The sequence below is a fragment of the Micromonospora sp. NPDC005194 genome (assembly GCF_040608335.1).
Lineage (GTDB): Bacteria > Actinomycetota > Actinomycetes > Mycobacteriales > Micromonosporaceae > Micromonospora.
The window spans coordinates 96,207-117,559 of the sequence record NZ_JBEXIA010000002.1; the positions used below are offsets into that span (position 1 = coordinate 96,207).

Annotated in this window: 19 protein-coding genes, 2 tRNA genes and 1 pseudogene; 8 read left to right on the top strand and 14 right to left on the bottom strand. The window is 67.7% G+C overall.

The features are described 5' to 3' along the window. The first annotated feature begins 4 nt into the window (after window positions 1-4). Entirely contained in the window at window positions 5-463 is a 459-nt protein-coding gene (locus ABZU53_RS02030) for a hypothetical protein (protein WP_355063325.1), read from the top strand. Between the two features lie 9 nt (window positions 464-472). Here ABZU53_RS02030 and ABZU53_RS02035 read toward each other — a convergent pair whose 3' ends face one another. Then, window positions 473-781 (bottom strand): hypothetical protein, encoded by a 309-nt coding sequence (locus ABZU53_RS02035; RefSeq protein ID WP_355063327.1) that lies wholly within the window; start codon window positions 779-781, stop codon window positions 473-475. Window positions 782-922: 141 nt separating this feature from the next. On the opposite strand from ABZU53_RS02035, the gene ABZU53_RS02040 reads away from it, so the two are divergent. Then, entirely contained in the window at window positions 923-1,651 is a 729-nt protein-coding gene (locus tag ABZU53_RS02040; protein ID WP_355063329.1) for an LPXTG cell wall anchor domain-containing protein, read from the top strand. 279 nt (window positions 1,652-1,930) lie between these two features. Here ABZU53_RS02040 and ABZU53_RS02045 read toward each other — a convergent pair whose 3' ends face one another. The 3 genes from ABZU53_RS02045 to ABZU53_RS02055 all read right to left on the bottom strand — a co-directional run bounded on the left by ABZU53_RS02045 (window position 1,931) and on the right by ABZU53_RS02055 (window position 4,622). Next, a complete protein-coding gene (locus ABZU53_RS02045; protein ID WP_355063331.1) occupies window positions 1,931-2,125 on the bottom strand; it encodes a hypothetical protein in 195 nt (64 codons plus the stop codon). Window positions 2,126-2,296: 171 nt separating this feature from the next. Then, complete coding sequence (locus ABZU53_RS02050; RefSeq protein ID WP_355063333.1) at window positions 2,297-2,845, bottom strand: hypothetical protein; 549 nt, start codon at window positions 2,843-2,845, stop codon at window positions 2,297-2,299. Window positions 2,846-3,098: 253 nt separating this feature from the next. Continuing rightward, a complete protein-coding gene (locus tag ABZU53_RS02055; protein WP_355063335.1) occupies window positions 3,099-4,622 on the bottom strand; it encodes an AAA family ATPase in 1,524 nt (507 codons plus the stop codon). Window positions 4,623-5,549: 927 nt separating this feature from the next. On the opposite strand from ABZU53_RS02055, the gene ABZU53_RS02060 reads away from it, so the two are divergent. The 4 genes and pseudogenes from ABZU53_RS02060 to ABZU53_RS02075 all read left to right on the top strand — a co-directional run bounded on the left by ABZU53_RS02060 (window position 5,550) and on the right by ABZU53_RS02075 (window position 9,583). Then, window positions 5,550-6,332: an HAD family hydrolase gene (locus ABZU53_RS02060; RefSeq protein WP_355063523.1), complete on the top strand. Its 783-nt coding sequence runs from the start codon at window positions 5,550-5,552 to the stop codon at window positions 6,330-6,332. A gap of 577 nt (window positions 6,333-6,909) precedes the next feature. After that, window positions 6,910-8,244 (top strand): annotated as a pseudogene (locus ABZU53_RS02065) (replication initiator); the annotation flags it as partial. Then, window positions 8,244-8,441 carry a helix-turn-helix domain-containing protein gene (locus ABZU53_RS02070; RefSeq protein ID WP_355063336.1) on the top strand — a complete coding sequence of 66 codons (198 nt, stop codon included), beginning with the start codon at window positions 8,244-8,246 and terminating at the stop codon, window positions 8,439-8,441. The pseudogene ABZU53_RS02065 and the gene ABZU53_RS02070, both read left to right, overlap by 1 nt. Continuing rightward, complete coding sequence (locus ABZU53_RS02075) at window positions 8,438-9,583, top strand: tyrosine-type recombinase/integrase (protein ID WP_355063338.1); 1,146 nt, start codon at window positions 8,438-8,440, stop codon at window positions 9,581-9,583. The genes ABZU53_RS02070 and ABZU53_RS02075 overlap by 4 nt, the downstream gene beginning before the upstream one ends. A 56-nt stretch (window positions 9,584-9,639) precedes the next feature. Here ABZU53_RS02075 and ABZU53_RS02080 read toward each other — a convergent pair whose 3' ends face one another. From ABZU53_RS02080 to gyrB, 7 genes are all read right to left on the bottom strand, one after another. Further along, window positions 9,640-9,882 carry a DUF2188 domain-containing protein gene (locus tag ABZU53_RS02080; RefSeq protein ID WP_355063340.1) on the bottom strand — a complete coding sequence of 81 codons (243 nt, stop codon included), beginning with the start codon at window positions 9,880-9,882 and terminating at the stop codon, window positions 9,640-9,642. Window positions 9,883-10,351: 469 nt separating this feature from the next. Further along, window positions 10,352-10,427: transfer RNA gene (locus tag ABZU53_RS02085), tRNA-Ala, on the bottom strand. A gap of 45 nt (window positions 10,428-10,472) precedes the next feature. Further along, window positions 10,473-10,601 carry a DLW-39 family protein gene (locus ABZU53_RS02090; protein WP_007453934.1) on the bottom strand — a complete coding sequence of 43 codons (129 nt, stop codon included), beginning with the start codon at window positions 10,599-10,601 and terminating at the stop codon, window positions 10,473-10,475. A gap of 42 nt (window positions 10,602-10,643) precedes the next feature. Beyond that, window positions 10,644-10,717 (bottom strand) — tRNA-Ile (locus ABZU53_RS02095). 152 nt (window positions 10,718-10,869) lie between these two features. Further along, on the bottom strand, window positions 10,870-11,775 hold the full coding sequence (locus tag ABZU53_RS02100) for a DUF3566 domain-containing protein (RefSeq protein WP_355063342.1): 906 nt from the start codon (window positions 11,773-11,775) through the stop codon (window positions 10,870-10,872). Window positions 11,776-11,779: 4 nt separating this feature from the next. Further along, window positions 11,780-15,499: an intein-containing DNA gyrase subunit A gene (gene gyrA, locus ABZU53_RS02105; protein ID WP_355063525.1), complete on the bottom strand. Its 3,720-nt coding sequence runs from the start codon at window positions 15,497-15,499 to the stop codon at window positions 11,780-11,782. A 193-nt stretch (window positions 15,500-15,692) separates the two neighbouring features. Further along, window positions 15,693-17,639, bottom strand: coding sequence for a DNA topoisomerase (ATP-hydrolyzing) subunit B (gyrB, locus tag ABZU53_RS02110; RefSeq protein WP_354854851.1), 1,947 nt, complete (start codon window positions 17,637-17,639; stop codon window positions 15,693-15,695). Between the two features lie 522 nt (window positions 17,640-18,161). Here gyrB and ABZU53_RS02115 point away from each other — a divergent pair. Further along, window positions 18,162-18,716: a hypothetical protein gene (locus ABZU53_RS02115; protein ID WP_234584449.1), complete on the top strand. Its 555-nt coding sequence runs from the start codon at window positions 18,162-18,164 to the stop codon at window positions 18,714-18,716. On the opposite strand, the gene ABZU53_RS02120 is transcribed toward ABZU53_RS02115, so the two are convergent. Next, a complete protein-coding gene (locus ABZU53_RS02120) occupies window positions 18,701-19,201 on the bottom strand; it encodes a MarR family transcriptional regulator (protein WP_354854849.1) in 501 nt (166 codons plus the stop codon). The two genes, ABZU53_RS02115 and ABZU53_RS02120, sit on opposite strands and share 16 nt — an antisense overlap. 90 nt (window positions 19,202-19,291) lie before the next feature. On the opposite strand from ABZU53_RS02120, the gene ABZU53_RS02125 reads away from it, so the two are divergent. Continuing rightward, window positions 19,292-19,519, top strand: coding sequence for a hypothetical protein (locus tag ABZU53_RS02125; protein ID WP_354854848.1), 228 nt, complete (start codon window positions 19,292-19,294; stop codon window positions 19,517-19,519). Window positions 19,520-19,530: 11 nt separating this feature from the next. Here ABZU53_RS02125 and ABZU53_RS02130 read toward each other — a convergent pair whose 3' ends face one another. Continuing rightward, window positions 19,531-20,091, bottom strand: a complete 561-nt coding sequence (locus ABZU53_RS02130) for a DciA family protein (RefSeq protein WP_354855010.1) — start codon at window positions 20,089-20,091, stop codon at window positions 19,531-19,533. Between the two features lie 118 nt (window positions 20,092-20,209). Beyond that, window positions 20,210-21,343, bottom strand: coding sequence for a DNA replication/repair protein RecF (gene recF / locus ABZU53_RS02135; protein ID WP_354854846.1), 1,134 nt, complete (start codon window positions 21,341-21,343; stop codon window positions 20,210-20,212). Window positions 21,344-21,353: the final 10 nt, after the last annotated feature.

A 21,353-nucleotide genomic window follows, 5' to 3' on the forward strand; every position in this document is an offset into this window, starting at 1 on the left:
CGCCATGCCGTCGTTCTTGGCCAATGGAACTCGTCCGAAGGCCTGGCCGGCCCTACCGCTGGCGCTGCTGGTGCCGTGCAGCCTGCTGGTACTGATCGGTGTCACCGACGACCGCGAGCCGCCCCCACCGGTCGGCGTGCTGATGCCGGCGACGGTGGTCGCGGTGGAACCGGCCCAGACCGCCCAAGGCCCCTACGTGCTGGTACGCGTCGACACGGCCGACGGGCCGACCACCTGCGGCATCTACGAGCGGTCGTTCCCCGAGCGGCGGCTACCCCCGCTGTACCAGCGACTGACAGTCGACTACACCCCGGCCAGCTGCATGCCGATGCCGGTCAACACCGAGCTGCCCCGAGGCGTGATCGTCGCCATGGGGGCCACTGGATTGACGGCGTCGCTCTTCTGGCTCTGGGCCGGTCCGCGCTTTCAGCGCTTGGACCGCCGGCGGCGCTCCCGCTTCTGACGCCTTCCGTCACCGCTCTTCGGCACGGAACGGGTCCCGGGCCGGACCCTGTTCGGCCCAACACAGACCACCGCGAAACTCCACGCCCGGAATGCCGTCACCGAGCTGGCTGATGTCCACCACAGCCGCCAGGGAGGTGGCGACGTCCGACCGTAGTTCCTCGACGGCCGTCTCGAGATCGTCCGCCTCTTCGGACCAGTCGATGTCGGCCGCACGCAGGTCGGCGATCGCGTGGCCGGTGACCGCTGCGGGGTCGGTCACGACGACCTCGACCCGACAGTAGATGTGCACGGTGACGGGGGTTGGTTGCTCATCCATCCGCGGATCATGACAAGTGCGCTGCCCGACCCGACAGGCAATTACCGAAGCGGTCAGTGAGCGAGCCTTCCGGGGCCTCGCCAATCCCCAGACGACGGTAATATCCCCAGTCTTTGATCTACAACGGGGAGGAAGATCCACATGCGATGGAAGATCCCGGCCGGCGTGGCAATAGCGCTGGCCTTTATGGTTCCGGCGGCACCGGCGGTGGCGCAGACCGGGTCGCCCGGGCTCAACGAAACCTGCCAGACGGTCGAGCGCAAGACGTACAAGGACATCCGCGAGCTCTTCACCATCGACCTGGACACCGCCACCACCACCCAGCTCCGGGTGCTGACGGCCCAGATCCTGTACGCCGCGAACACCGAGTCCCTGCCCACCCTGCCTGACGTCATTCAGAAGAAACTCGATGGCAGCTCGGACGATCTCCGCGCATTCCTCAAGAAGGACGTGCAGACCGTCTGGTCGGTGAATCTGCGGGTCAAGGTGGACCAGACGTTGACCGGCGCCGGCCCCAAGGTGAAGAAGGCCGCGCAGACGACGCTCGACGACGCGACCACCGATGGCTACCTGGCCTACCTGAACGAGGGCCTGTACGCCGCGCGTGCGCTCGACTGCGCGTCGCAGCCCACCCCGACGCCGACGACGACGGCCTCGTCGCAGCCCACTCCGACTCCGAGCGCCACGACGACCGTCGCTCCGACCGCGGCCACCTCCACGAGCCCGGTCGCTGCCGGCGGCGAGGGCGGCGGACTGCCGCTGACCGGTGCCGACACCGCGACCGTGGCCGGCATCGGCGGTGCGCTCCTGCTCGTCGGTGGCGCGAGCTTCGTGCTCGCACGGCGACGCCGCTCCCGCTTCGTGGCGTAGCTCGATCTGACGCGCCCGGTCCGACACTTCGTCGGGCCGGGCGCGTTGGCGTTCAACGACGTCATGCTGGTTGGTCAGGAGTCCGTTCCGCGGTGACGCGGGAGTCGCCGGCTCAGATCGTTGACAGCGCAGCAGCTCGACGCTCGGCGTGTCATGCCGCTCATGCGTCAACGATCAGCACCGCTCGGTCCACGACCACGAGACTCGGGGCGCGGGGCCGAGGGGGAAGTGATGGTGGAGCCCAGGGGACTCGAACCCCTAACCCCTGCCTTGCAAAGATCAAGCCTGCTGTCGGCTGCCGTCGGTGACTGCTGCTGACCTGCTTGCCTTGTCGACTGTGGTCGGTCTCCGGTCGGGTATGTCGGCCGGCTTGGCTGTACGGATGGCTGTACAGCCGCCGACCTCTTCGGTGTGAACGATGATCTCGCCTACGGTCGCGGACTGGTCGATAATGTCCAATGTCGTCTCGATCACCCCGGCCACTGTCGGCAATCGTCCAATGGCGGACCACGTCGCGCCTCTTGCTGATTTCCTGCTGGCGAGGCTACAGGTTCGCCTTGGCCTACCCCTCCTAGCCGTAACCGGACCTCACGTCGTCAGCCGGGTCATCTCACCTCGCACCGGAGGCAGCCCCACGTGCTCCGGTCATCGCTCGGGCAACCGTCGCACCGCCCTCGCCATCACGGCTGCCGCCTCGGAGAAATGAGCCACCGTTCGCGAGAAGCTCGTACCGCCGAGCCGGTCCACCGCATCTGCAAGAATTCGAACCGATCGTGCATCTAAGCCAACTGGATTGTCCGCCAATGCAGAAACGATTCCGCGAAGCTCTACTGCCGTGCTCGCGTTAAGAGTTCCGGTCTGTTCCAGCCGGTCCGCTATCGACTCCAACCGCTTCAACGGGGGTTCAAAAATCTCGGCAACGTACTCCATAAATGCATCTTCATCGACTGGGCCTATGCGGCTCAGTTCAGCGTTATTGTCACCCTCGTGCTTCCGCTTCCACTCAAGCAAGACCTCCGCCGGATATAGCCTCTCCCCGGTCCTCCTGTCATCGACTTCCGCGTGATGGGGTAGGCAGAGCAGCAATAGGTGCCTGAAGGCATCGCGTTCCGAGTCAGGCATCCCCGACATGTACCTAGGCGCACTCGGTCGCACGCCGTAGATATGGGCAATCTGCACATTCTTGCGGTACACGCCTGGACGCACCTCGAACATAACTGGCATAGGGCAACCCGGGCCATAGCATCGGCCGTTGCTAATAGCCCAAAGGGCGGCCTCCACTGACGCGGGTATCCCTCTCCTATTGCCGCTCACCGCTCCTCCTCGCCGTCATCGTCGAGGGAGCATACGATAAGAGCAACTTCGAGGGGAATACCCTGAACAGGAGTTGCCCGCGCACAACTTTAGCTCAGCGGAAGTCGTCCCGTGATGCCCCCTTCCTAACGAGTTAAGGGTTAGCCACACCACCGGACACGCGACCAAGAGCGAGCAGATCTTCTTCGATTGCTTGAAGCTTATCGATCACTTCAGCCGCGGATTGAGAAAACGCCTCTCTTGCCGCAACTTCATCTTCAGCGATCCAGCCTAGAACCTTATTAAGGAGCAGGCGCTTCGCTTCCCGGCGCATTCTCTTGTCCGTCCCTGAAAGTGCACGTTCAGCCTCCTCCTTGAATAAGGGTGGATAGTAAAGCTCGAAGTCGGCACGGTCAAAATTAATAAAGCGATCCGCTGGCCACCCAGAGAATTTAAGCTTCAGATTTTCGATAACGGAGACGCCGGACTCATCGCCATCTGCAATCACCCAGGCTCGACCTCTATACATCGGTTCAAGGTGAGCAAACAAGAAAAGTTCCAAGTAATCTTGCATGATGGGCTCAAGGCGTGAGGTGCCACTGGCCGCTAGCGTCCTTAGACGAAGCAGTCGCGGAGCGAACCACGGAATGAGGAATTCCCTCGCCAAGCGTTCGGCGCTGGACTCCTCGAAGATCAGCCACCCTTCTCCAAGGTCGAGATCCGCCAACTCGTAACCAAGGTCCTGCATCACCGATAGCCGGTCCGCTGGCGAGCTAACTACATCGTAGGTACTGACTGGTGGAACCTTGCCGTCGCTCTTGCTGTGGACAACCACAGCACCAGGGACAGAGCCGAGCTTGGCCATAACAATGCTGCTATGCGTCGATATTACGAACTGATTGGTGCGTGCAGCGCTAACAACCAGGTCTAAAAGCGCTTTCAACGCCTGCGGATGAAGGTCATTCTCCGGTTCCTCAATTAAGAAAAGCTTGTTCTGACTAGAACTCAGACTAAGAAGCAGGTTGAGCGCCGAGGTAATGCCCGCACCCATCGCGCTCAGTGGAATCTCGGTAAACCGATCAATCTGCACACCAAGTCGCTGCTGTCCGTGCTCGTTCGTCAAGATATTCAGATTGACGCCGAGAACATCTCGACATGCCGTACGGAACGCCCGCGCCTCAGGTATCTCCGAGGTGGCGAGGGCCATCACCCTCGAAACAAGGTTCGAGTCTGTCGGACTGACAGTTATTGCAGAGTCGCGCCGAACCTGCTCTTCGTAGCGCGGTTGACGGCGCGTCGCTAGCACGGGATAGATGGCATTGTTGGGTTCAACATTCCCCGCTAGCCGCGCATGCTGGAATTTGTCTCCGTCAAGGAGTCGAGCTCGGACTTGTGACCCGCCGTACCCTAACAGGCGGACAGTAGATCCAGGGTCGATCGGGGCTTCACCCCCCACTAACCGCGCAAGCCTGCTCCATTCGCCGAGCTTTAAATCAATCTCAAATTCCTCAGCCCCAACGCGGACGTCACTATCCTCCTGCGGCGCCCCTTCTTGAGAAAGATACAGGGCGCGGACGATGGTCGACTTTCCTGAGTTATTTCGACCAACAAGCAAGGTAACGGGGCCAAGGGGAATCTCGCCGGAATCTACGATTGAACGGAAATTCTTAATCGACACCGAGGTATAGTGCACTTCTCTCCTAACTCAGCCTGCGACCGTTAACCAAGGATCTCGTCGCATCGACGCAGCTTAAGCCCTCATCTGCCATCCCGTCTGCCGCCGACCCACACACCGTGGAGCGGGCCAGGGCCAGGGTGACAAGGTGGAGCGCCCTACCGGACGTACGACCTTGTCACCCTGGCCCTGGTCTGCTCGGCTTGCCTGGGTCGGTGGCTGGCGGGATGGCATCCCACCTCAACCACTCTCCGACCGGAACCGTTCGGCAACTCCATCTCGGAGTCGTCTGGCCCCCGCCGGAGGCACAGCTCTAACCTCGCCCTCTCCCTCACCACTCCACCCCAACACCACCTCTACCCCTTCCCCACCCTGGGCCTGAGCGACTGTGTGGAACCGTTCGGCAACTTCGTCCGCCGCGGTTGGCCTGCCGGATCTCGTGCTGCTTCGGGATCGTCGGCATCGGGTGGAATTGTGTCCCGCCTGGCCCTGGTCGTCCTTCGGGACTCGTCACCGGGTCACCTCGCTGACCCAGTGGTGACGCGCGGGGCGGGGCGTGGGGTTCGGGCCGGCTGATTTTCCGCCCCGGCGCCCTTGCGCCGGGGCGGCGGCTCCGCAGGAGCCGTTTGCCGCGCCCCGGCCCGCGCCGCGCGGAACGCGCTTGATCTAGTACAGGCCAATTCGGCAACAGATCACGGACAGCGCGCCGAGTCGACCTCAGTCAGGCCGACTACAACACCACCCGGCCGCCGTCATCCTGTGCGGCCTCGGGAAGCGTGGGGCTCATCCTCGCGTGACGCCGGCTGCCTCTACCCGCTCCGCTCGTGGTCGCCTTTCCTCCTCCTCATCATCGGCTCCACGGTTCCCTCTCGGCCCCTCTGCCTGGCCTCTTCACCCACGCCACCTCCCACGTCATGGAGGATGGTCAACATGCTTCGGTCGCCGGGTGCGCTCCTGCTGGACTTCGGTGGCGTCCTGGTTGACGCCCCGTCCCCACAACATCTGGCGCCGCCGGACTTGGTCGACCGGCTCTCCTACCTTGTCGCGGGTACGGTGCCCGGCCAGCAGATCGCCACTGATCTCCGCGAGGGCGCTCGGGCGTACGCGCGGTGGCGTGATGACATCGGCAGAACAGGGGATCCGGTCGAGCTGCCGCACTCTCGGGTGTGGGCCGACTTTGTCACCCGCACCTGGCCTCAGCCGGCCCGTGACGCCGTCGAGCGGGAAGCCACCCCTCTGGCGTACGCGTGGACATGGCGCGCCGAATGGGAAGTGAGACCCGGAATCCCGGAAGCGCTACAGGAAGCCTCCGACGCTGGCCTACCTCTCGCCGTCGTCAGCAACACTCTCTGCGGCGCGGCACACCGTGACTTCCTCGCCAGCGTCGGATTCTCGGCTCTCTTCGCCGCCGAGTTCTACAGCGATGAAGCCGGCCCTCGTAAGCCGAACCCGCAACTCGCGCTCCTCGCGGCCGACGCGATCGGCGTACCGATCGGCGCCTGCTGGTTCATCGGTGACACTCTCGGCCGCGACGTTGCCTGCGCTCGGCGTGCCGGCGCCCAGGCAGCGATCCTCATGCGCTCACCCCGCACGGACCGGGAGCCATCGCACGATGACCTGAGACCGGACGCCCGGGTTGAGGACGGCTACGAGTTGCTTGCACTGCTACGCCGGACCTGGGGAGCTTCCGCAGCATCATCGGCCAGGACGTGACGGTGTATCCGCTCGGCGGCCTCGTGGGGAGACAACTCGGCCGTGTTCAGAATCAGGTCCGCCTCGGGTAGCGGCTCGGTCGCATCCCACGCCCGCAGGCGCGCCTCGGTGTCTCCGGTCCGTCGGGCAATGATCCGCTGCTCCGCTACCTCTCGTGGGCACCAGAGGTAGACCATGCACCATCGAGCACCGGCGACAGCCGCAGTGACAGCGGCAACGGCCGGCCGCTGACCCAGATGCACGACGGGTATACCCGCCGACAGAGTCGTCAACAGCGACGGGCGGTCGACTACGTACCGGGCGCCGTACCGCTGGTTTTCCCACACCACATCGCCACTGCGGCGTAGCCCTTCAAGGGTCGACTCGTCGGACATCCGGTAGCCGCTCGTCCGTCCCGGTCCGACCTTCAACCGCGAGTAGAGCTGGTATCTCTCGTCGAGGTCGCGCAGAGCGGTAGTGATCGTGTCCTTGCCCGCCGCTGGCGGACCGTAGAGAATCACGCCCCGCATCACTGGCCCTCGTCCGCGAGGATTCCCTTCACCAGCTCCTTGGCCTGCTCCTGCAAAGGCGAACTCGACGCGCCGCCCAGTTCGACCAGCTCCCCGACATCGACGACGCGATCGGCGAGGTAGAGGAAGCCATCGCCGCCGAAGGTCTCCGCGGCGCCGTCGCCCCCTCCCACGATCAGGACGACGACGACAACCACGGTCGCCGGAAGCGCTCCACCCGCCGCCGGCAGGATGCGCCGGACCTGCCTCGCAAGAAGGTGGAGCCGCGCACGGTCGGGAAGGTCTACACCGCCCCCGACGGCACCGAACACCGCCCGTCCATGTGGCTGTCACTCACCCTCGACACCTACGGCCGGGTCCTACCCGACGGCACCCCGGTCGACCCAGGCACCTACGACTACCGCCGGGCGGCGTGGGACGCGGTGCACTTCGCCCGACTCCTCGACCGGTTCTGGCAGAACCTGCGCCGCTGCGCCGGCTGGAACGTCCAGTACGCCGGCTGCGTCGAGCCCCAACGACGCCTCGCGCCCCACGCCCACTTCGCCATCCGGGGCACCATCCCGCGCACCGTGCTGCGGCAGGTCGCCGCCGCCACCTACCACCAAGTCTGGTGGCCCGCCGCCGACGAACCGGTCTACACCCTCGACCGGCCACCTGTCTGGGACGCCGACCGCGCCGAGTGGATCGACCCCGACACCCGCGAGCCGCTGACCGCGTGGGCTGAAGCCCTGGACCTCATCGACTCCGACCCTGACGCCGAACCCGCGCACGTAGTGCGGTTCGGTCCGCAGGTCCACGCCGAAGGCGTCACCCCGGGCACCGTGCACGCCAACCGCACGATCGGCTACATCACGAAGTACATCACCAAGTCCGCGGCCGACTGCCACAAGCCCGACACCGAGCGGCAGCGGGACCACCTCGACCGGCTCTGGCATGAACTGCGGATGACCCCATGCAACGAGCGGTGCGCCAACTGGCTGCTCTACGGCATCCAACCCAAGAAGGCACACGGACGCCTGCAAGCCGGCCGCTGCAAAGGCAAGGTCCACCAGCGGGCCACCCTCGGCATCGGCGGCCGACGCATCCTCGTCTCCCGCGACTGGTCCGGAAAGACCCTCGCCGACCACCGCGCCGACGCCCGCGCCTGGGTCCGCAACCTCCTCGGCGTCACCGTCGGCGCCACCGACGCCGGGTCCGTCGAGCAGGACGACCCACCCGCGTACGCCTGGGAACTCGCCCGACCAGACGACCCCGACCTACCACCCCTGCAACACCGACTCCTCAAAGCCCTGTCCCAACGTGCCCAGTGGAAGGCAGCACTCCTCGCGGCGAGAGACAAGGCCGCGCAGGGTGCCTCGGTGCCGAGCCGACCCGACCTCGACTCCCCGGAAGGACGTGCGTGATGATCCAGCCCCGCGCGGTGGCTCCCAAGAGCGTCCGCCCCGCCGAAGCTGCCGCCCTCCTGGGCGTCTGCCGGGACACCGTCTACGTGTTGATGCGCTCAGGTCGGCTCCGATCGATCAAGGCTGGCCGGGCTCGGCTGATTCCGCTGTCGGCCATCGATGAGTTCCTGTCGGCTGATGAGGAGTTTGCGGCATGACCGGCCGTCGTCGGGCTCACGGGGAAGGCTCGGTGTACGAGCAGCGGCCGGGCGTGTGGGCGGCGGTGATCGACCTCGGGTGGATCGATGGGAAGCGCAAGCGGAAGTACGTCTACGCCAAGACCGAGGCGGATGCGGTCCGGAAGCGCGACGAACTGCGGCGGCAACTCCAGCTCGGTGTCGACCTCACCGCGCAGCCGCGGACCGTGGAAGCGTGGCTAACCGAGTGGCTGCGAGACGTGAAGGCCCACGACGGCACCCGCCCGTCGACGCTCGTCCGCTACCGCCTGGCCGTGACCAAGCACCTGGTGCCGGGGCTGGGCCGGGTGAAGCTCGACCGGCTGACGCCTCGGGAGGTACAGCGGTTCCTCACCGGGCTCCGCGGCAAGCTGGCACCGGCCAGCATCATCAAGGTGCACGCCGTGCTGCGCGTCGCCCTGGCCGACGCTGAGCGGATGGACCTCGTCGCACGCAACGTCGCCAAGGCGGCCAAGCCACCGGCCCTCGGTCGGATCGAACGGCGGGCACTGAGTCCCGAAGAGGCCAAGGAGCTGCTGTCGGTGCTCACTGGGGACCGGTTGGAGTCCCTGTTCGTGCTGGCGCTGGCCACCGGGCTTCGCCGGGCGGAACTGCTGGGCCTGCGCTGGTCGGACGTCGACCTGCCAGGTAAGGCGCTGTTCGTACGCCAGACGGTCCAGCGCACAGACCGCGGGTTGGAGTTCGTGCCGCCGAAAACGCATCGGTCGCGCCGGCCCCTGCCGCTGTCCGCCCTGGCGGTCCGGGCGTTGGAGTCTCAACGGGTCCGGCAGGCCAGGGAACGGCTCGCGGCGGGGGAGCTGTGGTCAGACTTCGGGCTGGTCTTCGCCAGCACGATCGGCACCCCGATGGAGCCGCGGAATGTCAATCGCCGCTTCGAGCAGCTCCGGGCCGTGGCCGGCTTGGACTGGCTGCACCTGCACGACCTGCGGCACGCATTCGCCACGTTCCTGCTCGACCAGGGCGAGGAGCTGCGCACGGTGATGGAGCTTCTCGGGCACTCCACGATCCGGATGACGGCCGACACCTACGGGCACGTTCTGCCGGCGCGGGCGCGTCAGGCTGCCTCGGCCATTGATCGGATCTTGGGCATGGAACAGAAATGAGAAGACCGGCTTGCCATCTGACGAAGGCAAGCCGGTCTCTCGCTTACACCACTACATTAGCGGCGGTCGCGCGGCGGGTTCGGATCGTTGCCCGGGTACACCGTGTCCGAGTCGCGGATCCGTCCGTCGCGGCCATGGATCACCACCTCGCCGCCACCGGAATTGCCGACGATCTGGCGAGCACGGTCGATCGCCTCTGCCTGAGTACCTTCGTGTCCGCTCCGTCGCGCGGCACCCGGCTTGGTGATGTCCCATCCGCCGTCCGGGTTTTGCTGGACGTGTCGCTCGTTACGAGTCACCTGCTGTCACCTCCTGTCATGAGCTGGACACTTCCAGCCCCGACAAGTGGGCACTCGCTCCGAGGATCGGGAGAGTGTAGGGTTCCGGTCTGCGCGACCAACGCAACGGACCCCGGCTGAAGTGTCGACCTCGGTCAACTTCAACCGGGGTCTTTCGTGCTCGCTGCATAGCGTAGCGGTGCCGTACGACAAACTCCAGCCATGTAGTTTATCCACAGGTTGTGGTGTGTCGTCCACTGGAACCCCACAGGTTGGGGTTGTTCGTACACAGGTTCGTCCACAAGAGCGAACCACATCCCGCGCCATGAGCACTGAAGGTGACGATCACTCGCGTTGCCGATCCGGGTTCGACTCACGGCGCCCAATGCATGGAGGCCCGGCCCCCACGAAGGAGCCGGGTGACGCGCGAATGCCCGGGTTGGCTGTACGGTTGGCTGTACTCGGGACTGAGATCAACCGGTGTTTGTGCTGGTGGAGCCCAGGGGACTCGAACCCCTAACCCCTGCCTTGCAAAGGCAGTGCTCTGCCAGTTGAGCTAGGGCCCCGTGAGCGGCTGCGGCGGCGGTGCGTCGCTCGCCGCCGGCCGGACGTCAGCGCAGGTCGGGCGCGGTGGTCGCCTCGTGCCACAGGGCACGCTCGTCGTTGGCGGCCTTGACCTTGTTGAAGACGACGGCAGCCACGCCGACGACGCCGGCCAGGATCAGCAGCTTCTTGAACATGGGGCGACCCCTCGCGCTCGACTAGCGTCGGACGATGTGCGGTGGGGCTAGATGGAATCGAACCATCGACCTCAGAGTTATCAGCTCTGCGCTCTAACCGACTGAGCTATAGCCCCGCGTTGCGACGAGCAAGATTAACCCATCCGCTCTGCCGGCCCCAAATCGGGGTCCGAACCTGCGAGCCGGGCCGTCGCCGTCTGCAAAACCTAACCGAGTACGGGGCGCCGGAGCGACCGCATTCCGCGGTGCCCCGGCGCCCCGGTCACACTCAGTCGCGCTCGGCGAGCGTCAGCTCGATCCCGCCGACCAGGTCGGCGCAGACGTTGTAGACGAATGCTCCCAGCGTGGCCAGCGCGGTGAACAGCACCACGTTGACCAGGCCGATCAGCGCCGAGCTGAGGATCACGCCCTTGGCGGTGATCTGGAACCCGTTGGTGCTCTGCCCACCGCCCGCGTTGACCAGGTCGCTGAGGCTGTCGTTGACGCTCTGGAACACGCCCATCGCGTCCAGCGCCAGGTAGAGCACCGACGTGGCGACCACCACGACGATGAACAGCACCACCGAGACGGCGAACGCGAACTTCATCACGGACCAGGGGTCGATCCGCTTGAGGTTCAGCCGGGCCCGGCGCGGTCCGCGGGACGCCGCCGAGCTGACCGAGGTACGCGCGGCGCGTACCGCCTCACCCACGCGAGCGGCCCCGACGGCCGATGCGTTGCCGATCCCCGGCGGCAGGCCACCACCGCTCGCGGGGCGACCGCCAGCGGCCGTACGCCCCGAGTCGGGCTGGGTCATGCCCGGCGTGATCCGCGGCTGGGTGCCGGTGGCCCCGGTCGATGCCGCCTGACCGGGCCGGGTGTTGATCGGCTGGGTGGTCGTCGGCCGAGCCGGGGTCGGGGCGGCCGCCGCGGGGGCCACCCCGGCGGACGTCGGTGCCTCGACAGCCGACGTCTCGGCCTTGGCGTCGCCCGATCCCCCGTCCTCGCCGGGCTGCTCCGGCGGAGGTGTCATGCCGGGAGCCCGGGTGAATTTCGGGGCAGGCGCGTCGGCGGGAACCGTGGCCCGGCCCACGGCCGCGCGGCCGGTCGCTGGTGTGCCGCCCTTGGCGGCCTCCTCGTCGACCGGGTTGGCCGAGGTCCCCGTGTTCCCCGACTTCGCCTGTGTCTCCGTCATTCAACTAGTCCTGTTCGTCAGGCTCGTCGGCATTGCGAGCAATCGCCACGATAGTCACGCCGTCCGGGAGGTCCATCAGCTTGACCCCCATTGTGTTCCGGTCACGCGTACGGCGTACAGGCTTCACCGGAGTCCGGATGACACCACCGTTGCTGGTGATCGCGAACAACTCGTCGTCTGGGTCGATCACCACGGCACCGACCAGACCACCGCGCCGTTCGGTGATCTTCGCAGTCAGCACGCCCTTACCTCCCCGGCCCTGCACCGGGTATTCCTCGATCGGGGTACGTTTCGCGTATCCCCCGTTCGTGGCCACCAGGACGTCCAGACCGTCCCGAACGACCTCCATGGCGAGCAGGACGTCGTCGTCCGTGAAGCGCATGCCGATCACGCCCGAGGTGGCCCGGCCCATCGGCCGCAGCGCCTCGTCGGAGGCGTTGAACCGGATCGCCTGCGCCTTCTTGGAGACCAGCAGCAGGTCGTTCTCCGGCGCCACCAGCGCAGCACCGACCAGCTCGTCCTCATCGCGCAGGTTGATCGCGATGATTCCGCCGGAACGGTTGGAGTCGAACTCCTCGAGCCGCGTCTTCTTCACCAGGCCGTTCTTCGTGGCCAGTACCAGATAGGGGGCTACCTGGTAGTTCGGGATTTCGATGATCTGCGCGATCTGCTCGTCAGGTAGGAAGGCGAGCAGATTGGCCACGTGTTGGCCCTTGGCTACCCTACTGGCCTCCGGCAACTCGTACGCCTTGGCCCGGTACACCCGACCCTTGTTCGTGAAGAACAGGATCCAGTCGTGCGTCGAGCATACGAAGAAGTGGCTCACTATGTCGTCCTGCCGCAGCGTGGCGCCACTGACGCCCTTGCCGCCGCGCCGCTGCGAGCGGTACAGATCGACCTTGGTCCGCTTGGCGTACCCCGTCCGGGTGATCGTGACGACCACGTCCTCCCGGGCGATGAGGTCCTCCATCGAGACCTCGCCGTCGAACGGAATGATCTGCGTACGCCGCTCGTCGCCCCACTTGGCGACGATCTCGCCCAGCTCCTCCGAGACGATCCGGCGCTGCCGCTCCGGCTTGGCGAGGATGTCCTTGAGGTCGGCGATCTCGATTTCGAGCTTGGCCAGGTCGTCGACGATCCGCTGCCGCTCCAGGGCGGCGAGGCGGCGCAGCTGCATGTCCAGGATCGCGGTCGCCTGGATCTCGTCGATCTCCAGCAGCCGGATCAGGCCCTGCCGGGCGTCGTCCACGGTCGGCGAGCGCCGGATCAGGGCGATCACCTCGTCCAGCGCGTCCAGCGCCTTGCCCAGACCGCGCAGGATGTGCGCCCGCTCCTCGGCCTTGCGCAGCCGGAACGCGGTCCGCCGGCGGATCACGTCGATCTGGTGCTCGACGTAGTAGCGGATGAACTGGGCCAGGTTGAGCGTGCGCGGCACCCCGTCGACCAGCGCCAGCATGTTGGCGCCGAAGGTCTCCTGGAGCTGGGTGTGCTTGTAGAGGTTGTTCAGCACCACCTTGGCGACCGCGTCGCGCTTGAGCACCAGCACGATCCGCATGCCCGTACGCCCGGAGGACTCGTCGCGGATGTCGGCGATGCCGGCGAGCTTGCCCTCCTTGATCAGCTCAGCGATCCGCTCGGCCAGGTTGTCCGGGTTGACCTGGTAGGGCAGCTCGCTGACGACCAGGCAGGGCCGACCCCGCTTGTCCTCCTCGACCTCCACCACGGCCCGCATCCGGATCGAACCACGACCCGTGCGGTACGCGTCCTGGATGGCGGTAGTGCCGACGATCAGGCCGTGGGTCGGGAAGTCCGGGCCCTTGACGATGCCGAGCAGGGCTTCGAGGGTGGTCTCCTCGTCCTCCTCAGGGTGCTCCAGGCACCACTGCACCGCCGCGCCGATCTCCCGCAGGTTGTGCGGCGGGATCTTGGTGGCCATGCCGACCGCGATGCCCTCGGAGCCGTTCACCAGCAGGTTGGGGATCCGCGACGGCAGGATCGTGGGCTCCTTGGCCCGGCCGTCGTAGTTGTCCTGCAGGTCGACGGTGTCCTCGTCGATGTCCCGCAGCATCTCCATCGCGAGGGGGTCGAGCTTGCACTCGGTGTTGTGGCTGACGAACCCGTCCGAGACGAACGAGTGGTCGTCGGTGTCCACCCGGACGCTGTAGACCGGCTGCACGCCGGCGTCCGTGATCTGCGCCACCTCGGCGTAGTAGAACCGCCCGTCGACCAACGGCTCGACCACGTCGAGCACCTCGGAGTTGGTGATCCGGGCCGCGATCTCGTCGCGGTCGCGTTCCCACCGCTCGACCCGGTCCACGTTGTGCCGGCGCAGCCAGTCCCGCTCCGTCCAGCGCTGCGCGCCGTGCTCACGGATGAAGTCGGCGACCAACGGCACGTGGTCGCTGGAGAGCGCCGTGCTGCTCGCCGGCACCTGGGCCAGCTCGGCCTCCAACTTGGCCTGCTTCCGACCGAGGAACCCGACGTGCGCGGCGAAGATTCGGGCGTCGCGACGGTTGGTCACCACGACCTTGATCTCGCCATTGTCGTAGCGGGTCTGCCGGCTGATCACACCGAACTCCAGCAGCAGCTGCTGGACCTCGGCCGCCAGGCGCTCGCTGCGGGTCGAGTACGAGATCTGCATGGTGTTGCGCGGCAGCAGCGACGACGAGCCGTCACCCTCGAACAGCGCCTGGAGGAACGCCCGCTTGACCGCGGCCGGCCCCTGCCAGACGAACTCGGGAACGAACTTCGCGGCGCTACGAGCGCCCACAAGGTCGCCGAGAAGGCTCGTCCGCAGCGCGCTGAGGTCCTGCACGTCGAGTTCGTGCAGAGTGCTGCCGGAGGCGATGACCCGCTCGCTGGCGTAACGCGGACCGCCCACCGCAAGGTCGTAGGCCGCGAGAACCCGGACGAAGAACTCCCGGTCGACGTTGTTGAACCCGGCCCGGTTCGGGGAGACCCAGCCCTCGCTGACGAAAGCACCGGCGAGGACAGCAGCCTCGACGTGCTCCAGCATCGGGTAGCCGATCTCGTCCGGCACGCTGCGCTGGAGGACGACCCGGTCGCCGGGAGCGATCTCGGCGAGCAGCTTCCACAGCAGGGTCGGCACGCCGGCGACGTCCACCAGGCAGAGCACCGGGTGGTTGTGGGTGCCAGTCAGCTCGTACCCCTCGCGGGTCCGCAGCCGCAGGGTGGGGTGCTCGCCGGAGTGGAAGAACTTCGAGGCGCGGACCAGGTCGCCGTTGCGGTCGCGGACCTTCAGGTCGATGTCGGTCTCGCTGGACGGCGCGGCGTCCGCCACCATGTCCGCGATCCGCACGCTACCATCGGCAGTACGAATACGGACATTTCCCGAAATACAGTAACGCATCGCCGCAGCCGGATCATTACCCGGCGAGCCGAAGTTGCCGTTGCCGTCGACCAGGGGGTAGCGCAGCGACCAGGGCTGCGCCATCCGGACCAGCGCGTCGTAGATCGCCGAGTCGCCGTGCGGGTGGAACTGACCCATCACGTCGCCGACGACCCGGGAGCACTTCACGTAGCCGCGGTCCGGCCGGTAGCCGGAGTCGAACATCGCGTAGAGGATCTTGCGGTGGACCGGCTTGAGCCCGTCCCGGACGTCCGGCAGCGCGCGCCCGACGATCACGCTCATCGCGTAGTCGAGGTAGGAGCGCTGCATCTCCACCTCGAGGCCGACCGGCTCGATCCGGTCGTGCGCGACCACGGCGGCGAGTGCCTCGGCGGGAACCTCGGGCTCGTTCGGTGTGGACTCGGGGGAATCGGTCACTGTATACCCTTATCAGACTCAGAGTCGTTTTCGTGCTGTGGATAACGGCTGTGGATACCGACCAAGCTGTGGATAACTCTGTGGACCGGCGAACCGGCCGGTTGGTGCCCGACCGGCCCGCCGAGGTCCGTCAGATATCCAGGAACCGCACGTCCTTGGCGTTGCGCTGGATGAACGACCGGCGCGCCTCGACGTCCTCACCCATCAGGACGCTGAACAACTCGTCCGCGGTTGCGGCGTCGTCGAGCGTGACCTGACGCAGGGTACGCGTCGCCGGATTCATCGTGGTTTCCCACAGCTCGGGATAGTTCATCTCGCCGAGGCCCTTGAAGCGCTGGATGTCGTCCGGCTTGGCGTTCGGCTTCTTCTGCTGGCGCAGCGCGATGAGCCCGTCCCGCTCGCGGTCGGAGTAGGCGTACTGCGCGTCGTCGCCCTTCTTGTTCCACTTGATCTTGTAGAGCGGCGGAGCGGCCAGGTAGACGTGACCCAGCTCGACCAGCGGACGCATGAAGCGGAACAGCAGGGTGAGCAGCAGCGTCTGGATGTGCTGGCCGTCGACGTCCGCGTCGGCCATCAGCACCACCTTGTGGTAGCGCAGCTTCTCCATGTCGAAGTCGTCGTGGATGCCGGTGCCCAGCGCGGTGATCAGCGCCTGGACCTCGTTGTTCTTCAGGACCCGGTCGATCCGGGCCTTCTCCACGTTGAGGATCTTGCCGCGGATCGGCAGGATCGCCTGGGTCCGCGGGTCGCGGCCCTGCTTGGCCGAGCCACCGGCCGAGTCACCCTCGACGATGAACACCTCGGACTCGCGGGGGTCGGTCGACTGGCAGTCGGCCAGCTTGCCCGGCATCGAGCCGGACTCCAACAGCGACTTGCGCCGGGCCAGCTTGCGCGCCTGCTGCGCGGCGATCCGGGCACGGGCCGCCTGGGACGCCTTCGTGATGATCATCTTGGCTTCGGCCGGGTTGCGGTCGAACCAGTCGACCAGCCGGTCGTTGCAGACCCGCTGCACGAAGCTCTTCACCGGGGTGTTGCCGAGCTTGGTCTTGGTCTGGCCCTCGAACTGCGGGTTGGCCAGCTTGACCGAGATGATCGCCGCGAGCCCTTCCCGGATGTCCTCGCCGGAGAGCTTCTCGTCGCCCTTGAGCAGCTTCTTGTCGGTGCCGTACCGGTTCACCACGCTGGTCAGCGCGGACCGGAAGCCCTCCTCGTGAGTGCCGCCCTCGTGGGTGTTGATCGTGTTGGCGAAGGTGTAGACCGACTCGCCGTACGACTCGTTCCACTGCATGGCGATCTCAACCGACATGCCCTCCTCCTCGGCCTCGAACTCGACCACCGTCTTGTGGATCGGGTTCTTGGAGGCGTTGAGGTGCCGGACGAAGTCGGCGATGCCGCCCTCGTAGAAGAAGGTGACCTCGCGCTGCCGGCCGTCCTCCTCCTCGGCCACCCGCTCGTCGAGCAGGTGGATGCGCAGGGCACGGTTGAGGAAGGCCATCTCCTGTAGGCGCCGGTAGATGGTCTGGAAGTCGAAGTCGACCGTCTCGAAGACGTCGGGGTCCGGCCAGAAGGAGACCGCCGAGCCGGTGCGGTCGGTGGCCTCGCCCTTCTCCAGCGGGCTCGGCTTGGAGTTGGTGTAATGCTGCCGCCACACGGAGCCGGACTTGTGGATCTCGACGAACATCCGCGTGGAGAGCGCGTTCACGACGGAGACGCCGACGCCGTGCAGACCGCCGGAGACCGCGTACGCCTTGCCGTCGAACTTGCCGCCGGCGTGCAGGATGGTCAGCGCGACCTCGACACCCGGCTTCTTCAGCTTCGGGTGCAGGTCGACGGGGAAGCCTCGGCCGTTGTCGGTAACCCGGACGCCGCCGTCGGCGAGCAGCACCACGTCGATGGTGTCGCAGTATCCGGCCAGCGCCTCGTCGACCGCGTTGTCGACGACCTCCCAGACGAGGTGATGCAGACCGCGTTCGCCGGTGGACCCGATGTACATACCGGGCCGCTTGCGAACCGCCTCCAGCCCCTCGAGAACGGTGATCGACTCTGCGCCGTACTCCTGCTTGTCCTGCGCTGCCACCCTCGGCCACTTTCTCGCGTCGTCGGCGCCGGGAGGGCGCGTCGGGCGCGGGTTCGGCGGACAGGACGCGACGTCGACGCGTGGACCGGTGCCCGAGACCTCCGGACAGCGGGTCGAACGCGCCGGTCGCCGCGGTTGCCCGCGGATCGCGATCGGCTCAACCCGGAGTGGAGAATGATGCTGGGGCCACCGGCCCCGTCCCTCGCCCCGCACCGGGTCTTCGTCTCACTGTCAATCCTACTGTGCGCGGAGGACAGAACCACCACTCGGCACCCTCAACGAGGCGGCTGAGATGTCCGTAGCCGGCAGAACCCCATTACCCTCGACTCCCCCCACACGCCAGGCTTTGATCGGACGCGCCGCCCCCGGACGGGTTGACCCGCGCTCGGGCGGGTCGGGGGTCGCGGCCGGACCGTCCGTGCCGTACGTTTGCGGCGCCCCGGAAGCGGCCTTGATCTTTACCGGCCGGAACCGGGACGATCGACCCGATCGACCCGACACGTGCTCTCTAAGAGGTGACAGATGGGGCTGGACAACGTCGCGGTGCACTGGCCGCGGACCGGCCGCTTCTACGATCCGGTGGCGCCGGCCGAGTTCGTCGACTTCGGCGAGATCGTCGACCTGCCACGGATCTCCGCGCCGACGGCGGCGCTGGCCGAGCTGATCGCGAAGACCGGCACCGTCCGGGCGACCGCGTACACCGAGCTGGTGGATCTCCTGCTCGGCCTCGAAGGTGTGTTGTATGCCACAGACGCCGCCGCCGAGGACGAGGATCCGGTGATCGACCCGGACGGCTGCGCCTGGATCGCCGGCGGCATCGAGCGGTTCGTGGCCGGCCACCGGGAGTACGGCGAGACGGTCACCTTCGACTCGGTGAGCACGGTGCTGCGGGCGCTGCTCGGCGACGGCCGGTTGGCCGAGCAGCAGCTGCGCTGGCTGGAGACCCGACTCGACGCGCTGCGCGACGAGCGCGGTGATCCGCCGCAGTGGAACTTCACCTGCGCGGAGCTGGGCGTGCTGGCGGCGTTCTACCGACGCTGCGCCGAGCGCGGCTTCGCCGTCTACGCCGACGCCTGAGCGGCCGTCCCGCTCTGCGGGGCGGCCGGGTCGCCGCCGGGCCGGTTGGCCGCCGCGATCACCTGCGTGAGCACCGCGTGCAGGTGCTGCAGGTCCTCGACGGGCAGCCCGAGGCGTTGCACGATCGCGGCCGGGATCCGCTCGGCCTGGACGCGCAGCGCGGCGCCGGTGGCGGTGAGGGTGACGGCGAGGCTGCGTTCGTCGGCGGCGTCGCGTTCCCGGCGCAGGTAGCCGGCTGCTTCGAGCCGCTTGAGCAGGGGCGACAGGGTGCCCGGGTCGAGCTGCAGCAGGCGGCTGAGGTCGCGGCCGGACAACGGCGCGTGCTGCCACAGCGCCAGCATCACCAGGTACTGCGGGTGGGTCAGCCCCATCGGTTCCAGCAGCGGCCGGTAGACGGCCACCACGCTGCGTGCGGCGACCGACAGGGCGAAGCAGACCTGTTGCTCCAGCGCCAACGGATCGACGCCCTCCGGCTGCCCGCTCATCGGTTGCTCGCTGACTGCATGCTGACTATCGTAGCGATCGTTGGTGTGCCAATCATTGGTGTGGCAACTGATCGCGTGGAGGGACTGCGGATGAGCGAGGACGGCACGGCGAACAGGACGCCGGGCGAGGGTGGTCGCCTGATGCGGTGGACGTTCCGGAACCTCGCCGGCCCGGCCGACGGGGTCGCGGGCGCCGTGCAGGGTGGCTCGGCCGAGGCCCGCGAGGCGTGGAAACGCGACCTGGCCGAGCGCAAGCGCTACACCCAGGAGCAGCGCGAGCGCAAGCGGGCGGCCCGCGAAGCCGACCGGCGGCGCTGAGAGGGCCGGGCTCAGCCGTACGTGTCGCGCGGCCCCCGACCGCGCACCCGGCGCGGCCCCTTCTGCCAGGACGGCGCGGCCGGGCCGTGGATGTGCAGCTTGCGCACCACGTTGTGCCCGACCTCCTGGGCGATCTGCTTGAGCAGCGAGCCGGCGAGCAGCCGCAGTTGGGTCGCCCAGGCCGTCGAGCGCGCCTCCACGGTCAGTTCGCCGTTCTCCAGCTTGACCGGCCGGCTGTGCTGGGCGACCTCGGCGCCGACCACCCGCTCCCAGGCGCCGAACACGGTGGCCTCGGCGGCGGGCTGCTGCCAGCCGCGCGCCTTGACCAACCGGTTCAGCACGGCGCTGAGGGGTTGCGGGTCGCGCGGGTCGGGGCCGGGGCCCGAGTAGCCACGCAGCCGCCGTCCCGAGCCGCTGGCGCCGTCCGCGCCGCTCCCGGGGGTACGCCGGGTGCGCGCCGCCGCCTGCCGGCGGGACAGCGCCGCGTCGAGCACCGCCCGGGCCAGCTCCGGCCCGGTCGCACCGTCCGCCGGCCCGCCGCCGTCGACACCGGCCGCGCCGCTTCCGGCCACGACCGGACCGCCGGCGCCGTCTCCGGTCGCTCCCGACCGTGCGGTACGCGCGTTCGCGGCGTCACCGGCCTGCCGGCCGCTGCCGGTGCGGTTGGCGCCTGACCGCCTGGCGTCCGGTTCATCCGACACGTCGTACCGTCCCCTCGCCGACCTGATAGCGGGTGCCGCGCAGCGCGGCCGGCACGTCGTCGTCCACGGCGCAGGTGACCAGCAGCTGACTCGCCCCGCCGACCAGCTCCGCCAGCCGCTCCCGGCGCCCGGTGTCCAGCTCGGCGAAGACGTCGTCGAGCACCAGGACCGGCTCGATACCGTCGGCGCGCAGCAGGTCGTACCCGGCCAGCCGCAGGGCGAGCGCGAAGGACCAGGACTCGCCGTGGCTGGCGTACCCCTTGGCGGGGAGCGGACCGAGGGACAGGGCCAGCTCGTCGCGGTGCGGGCCGACGAGGGTGGTTCCCCGTTCGATCTCGGCGGTGCGGGAGGCGGCGAGCGCGGTCGTCAGCGCCTCGGCCAGCGTGGCCCGGTCGGTGGTCGGCTCGGCCAGCTCGATCGACGGCCGGTAGGCGATACCGGCCGCGCCCCGTCCGGCGGCCACCGCGTCGTACGCCTTGGCGACGTGCGGGGTGAGCGCGGCGACCAGCTCCAGCCGCCCGGCGAGCAGCTCCGCGCCGTGCTGGGCCAGGTGGGTGTCCCAGACGGCGAGGGTGCCGAGGTCGCCGCCCCGGGAACCGCCGGTCTTGCGGGCGAGGTACGCGGTACGCAGCAGAGCGTTGCGCTGCTTGACGACCCGCTCGTAGTCGGCCCGTACTCCCGCATAGCGGGGTTGCCGGTTGACCAGGAGGTCGTCCAGGTAGCGACGGCGCTCGGCCGGATCGCCGCGGACCAGCTCCAGGTCCTCCGGCGCGAAGAGCACCAGTCGCAGGGCGCCGAGCACGTCCCGCGCCCGGCGCGCCGGGGAGCGGCCCAGCCGCGCCCGGTTGGCCCGGCCCGGCACGATCTCCAGCTCAACGAGGAGTTCCCGGCCGTCGTGGATTACCGCGCAGCGGATCACCGCCGAGGTGGCGCCCATCCGGACCAGCGGCGCGTCCGTGGCGACCCGGTGCGAATCCAGGGTCGCCACGTAGCCGAGCGCCTCGACGAGATTGGTCTTGCCGACGCCGTTGGCGCCGATCAGGACGTTCGCCCCCGGCTGGAGGTCGACGGCGACCCGCTCGTACGAGCGGAAGTCGACCAGTTCCAGCCGGTGGACGTACACAGGGTGTGGA

Coding starts and splice junctions, on each gene's coding strand:
- ABZU53_RS02030 (WP_355063325.1), top strand. CDS start 5: ATGCCGTCGTTCTTGGCCAATGGAACTCGTCCGAAGGCCTGGCCGGCC.
- ABZU53_RS02035 (WP_355063327.1), bottom strand. CDS start 781: ATGGATGAGCAACCAACCCCCGTCACCGTGCACATCTACTGTCGGGTC.
- ABZU53_RS02040 (WP_355063329.1), top strand. CDS start 923: ATGCGATGGAAGATCCCGGCCGGCGTGGCAATAGCGCTGGCCTTTATG.
- ABZU53_RS02060 (WP_355063523.1), top strand. CDS start 5,550: ATGCTTCGGTCGCCGGGTGCGCTCCTGCTGGACTTCGGTGGCGTCCTG.
- ABZU53_RS02070 (WP_355063336.1), top strand. CDS start 8,244: ATGATCCAGCCCCGCGCGGTGGCTCCCAAGAGCGTCCGCCCCGCCGAA.
- ABZU53_RS02075 (WP_355063338.1), top strand. CDS start 8,438: ATGACCGGCCGTCGTCGGGCTCACGGGGAAGGCTCGGTGTACGAGCAG.
- ABZU53_RS02090 (WP_007453934.1), bottom strand. CDS start 10,601: ATGTTCAAGAAGCTGCTGATCCTGGCCGGCGTCGTCGGCGTGGCTGCC.
- ABZU53_RS02100 (WP_355063342.1), bottom strand. CDS start 11,775: ATGACGGAGACACAGGCGAAGTCGGGGAACACGGGGACCTCGGCCAAC.
- ABZU53_RS02115 (WP_234584449.1), top strand. CDS start 18,162: ATGGGGCTGGACAACGTCGCGGTGCACTGGCCGCGGACCGGCCGCTTC.
- ABZU53_RS02120 (WP_354854849.1), bottom strand. CDS start 19,201: ATGAGCGGGCAGCCGGAGGGCGTCGATCCGTTGGCGCTGGAGCAACAG.
- ABZU53_RS02125 (WP_354854848.1), top strand. CDS start 19,292: ATGAGCGAGGACGGCACGGCGAACAGGACGCCGGGCGAGGGTGGTCGC.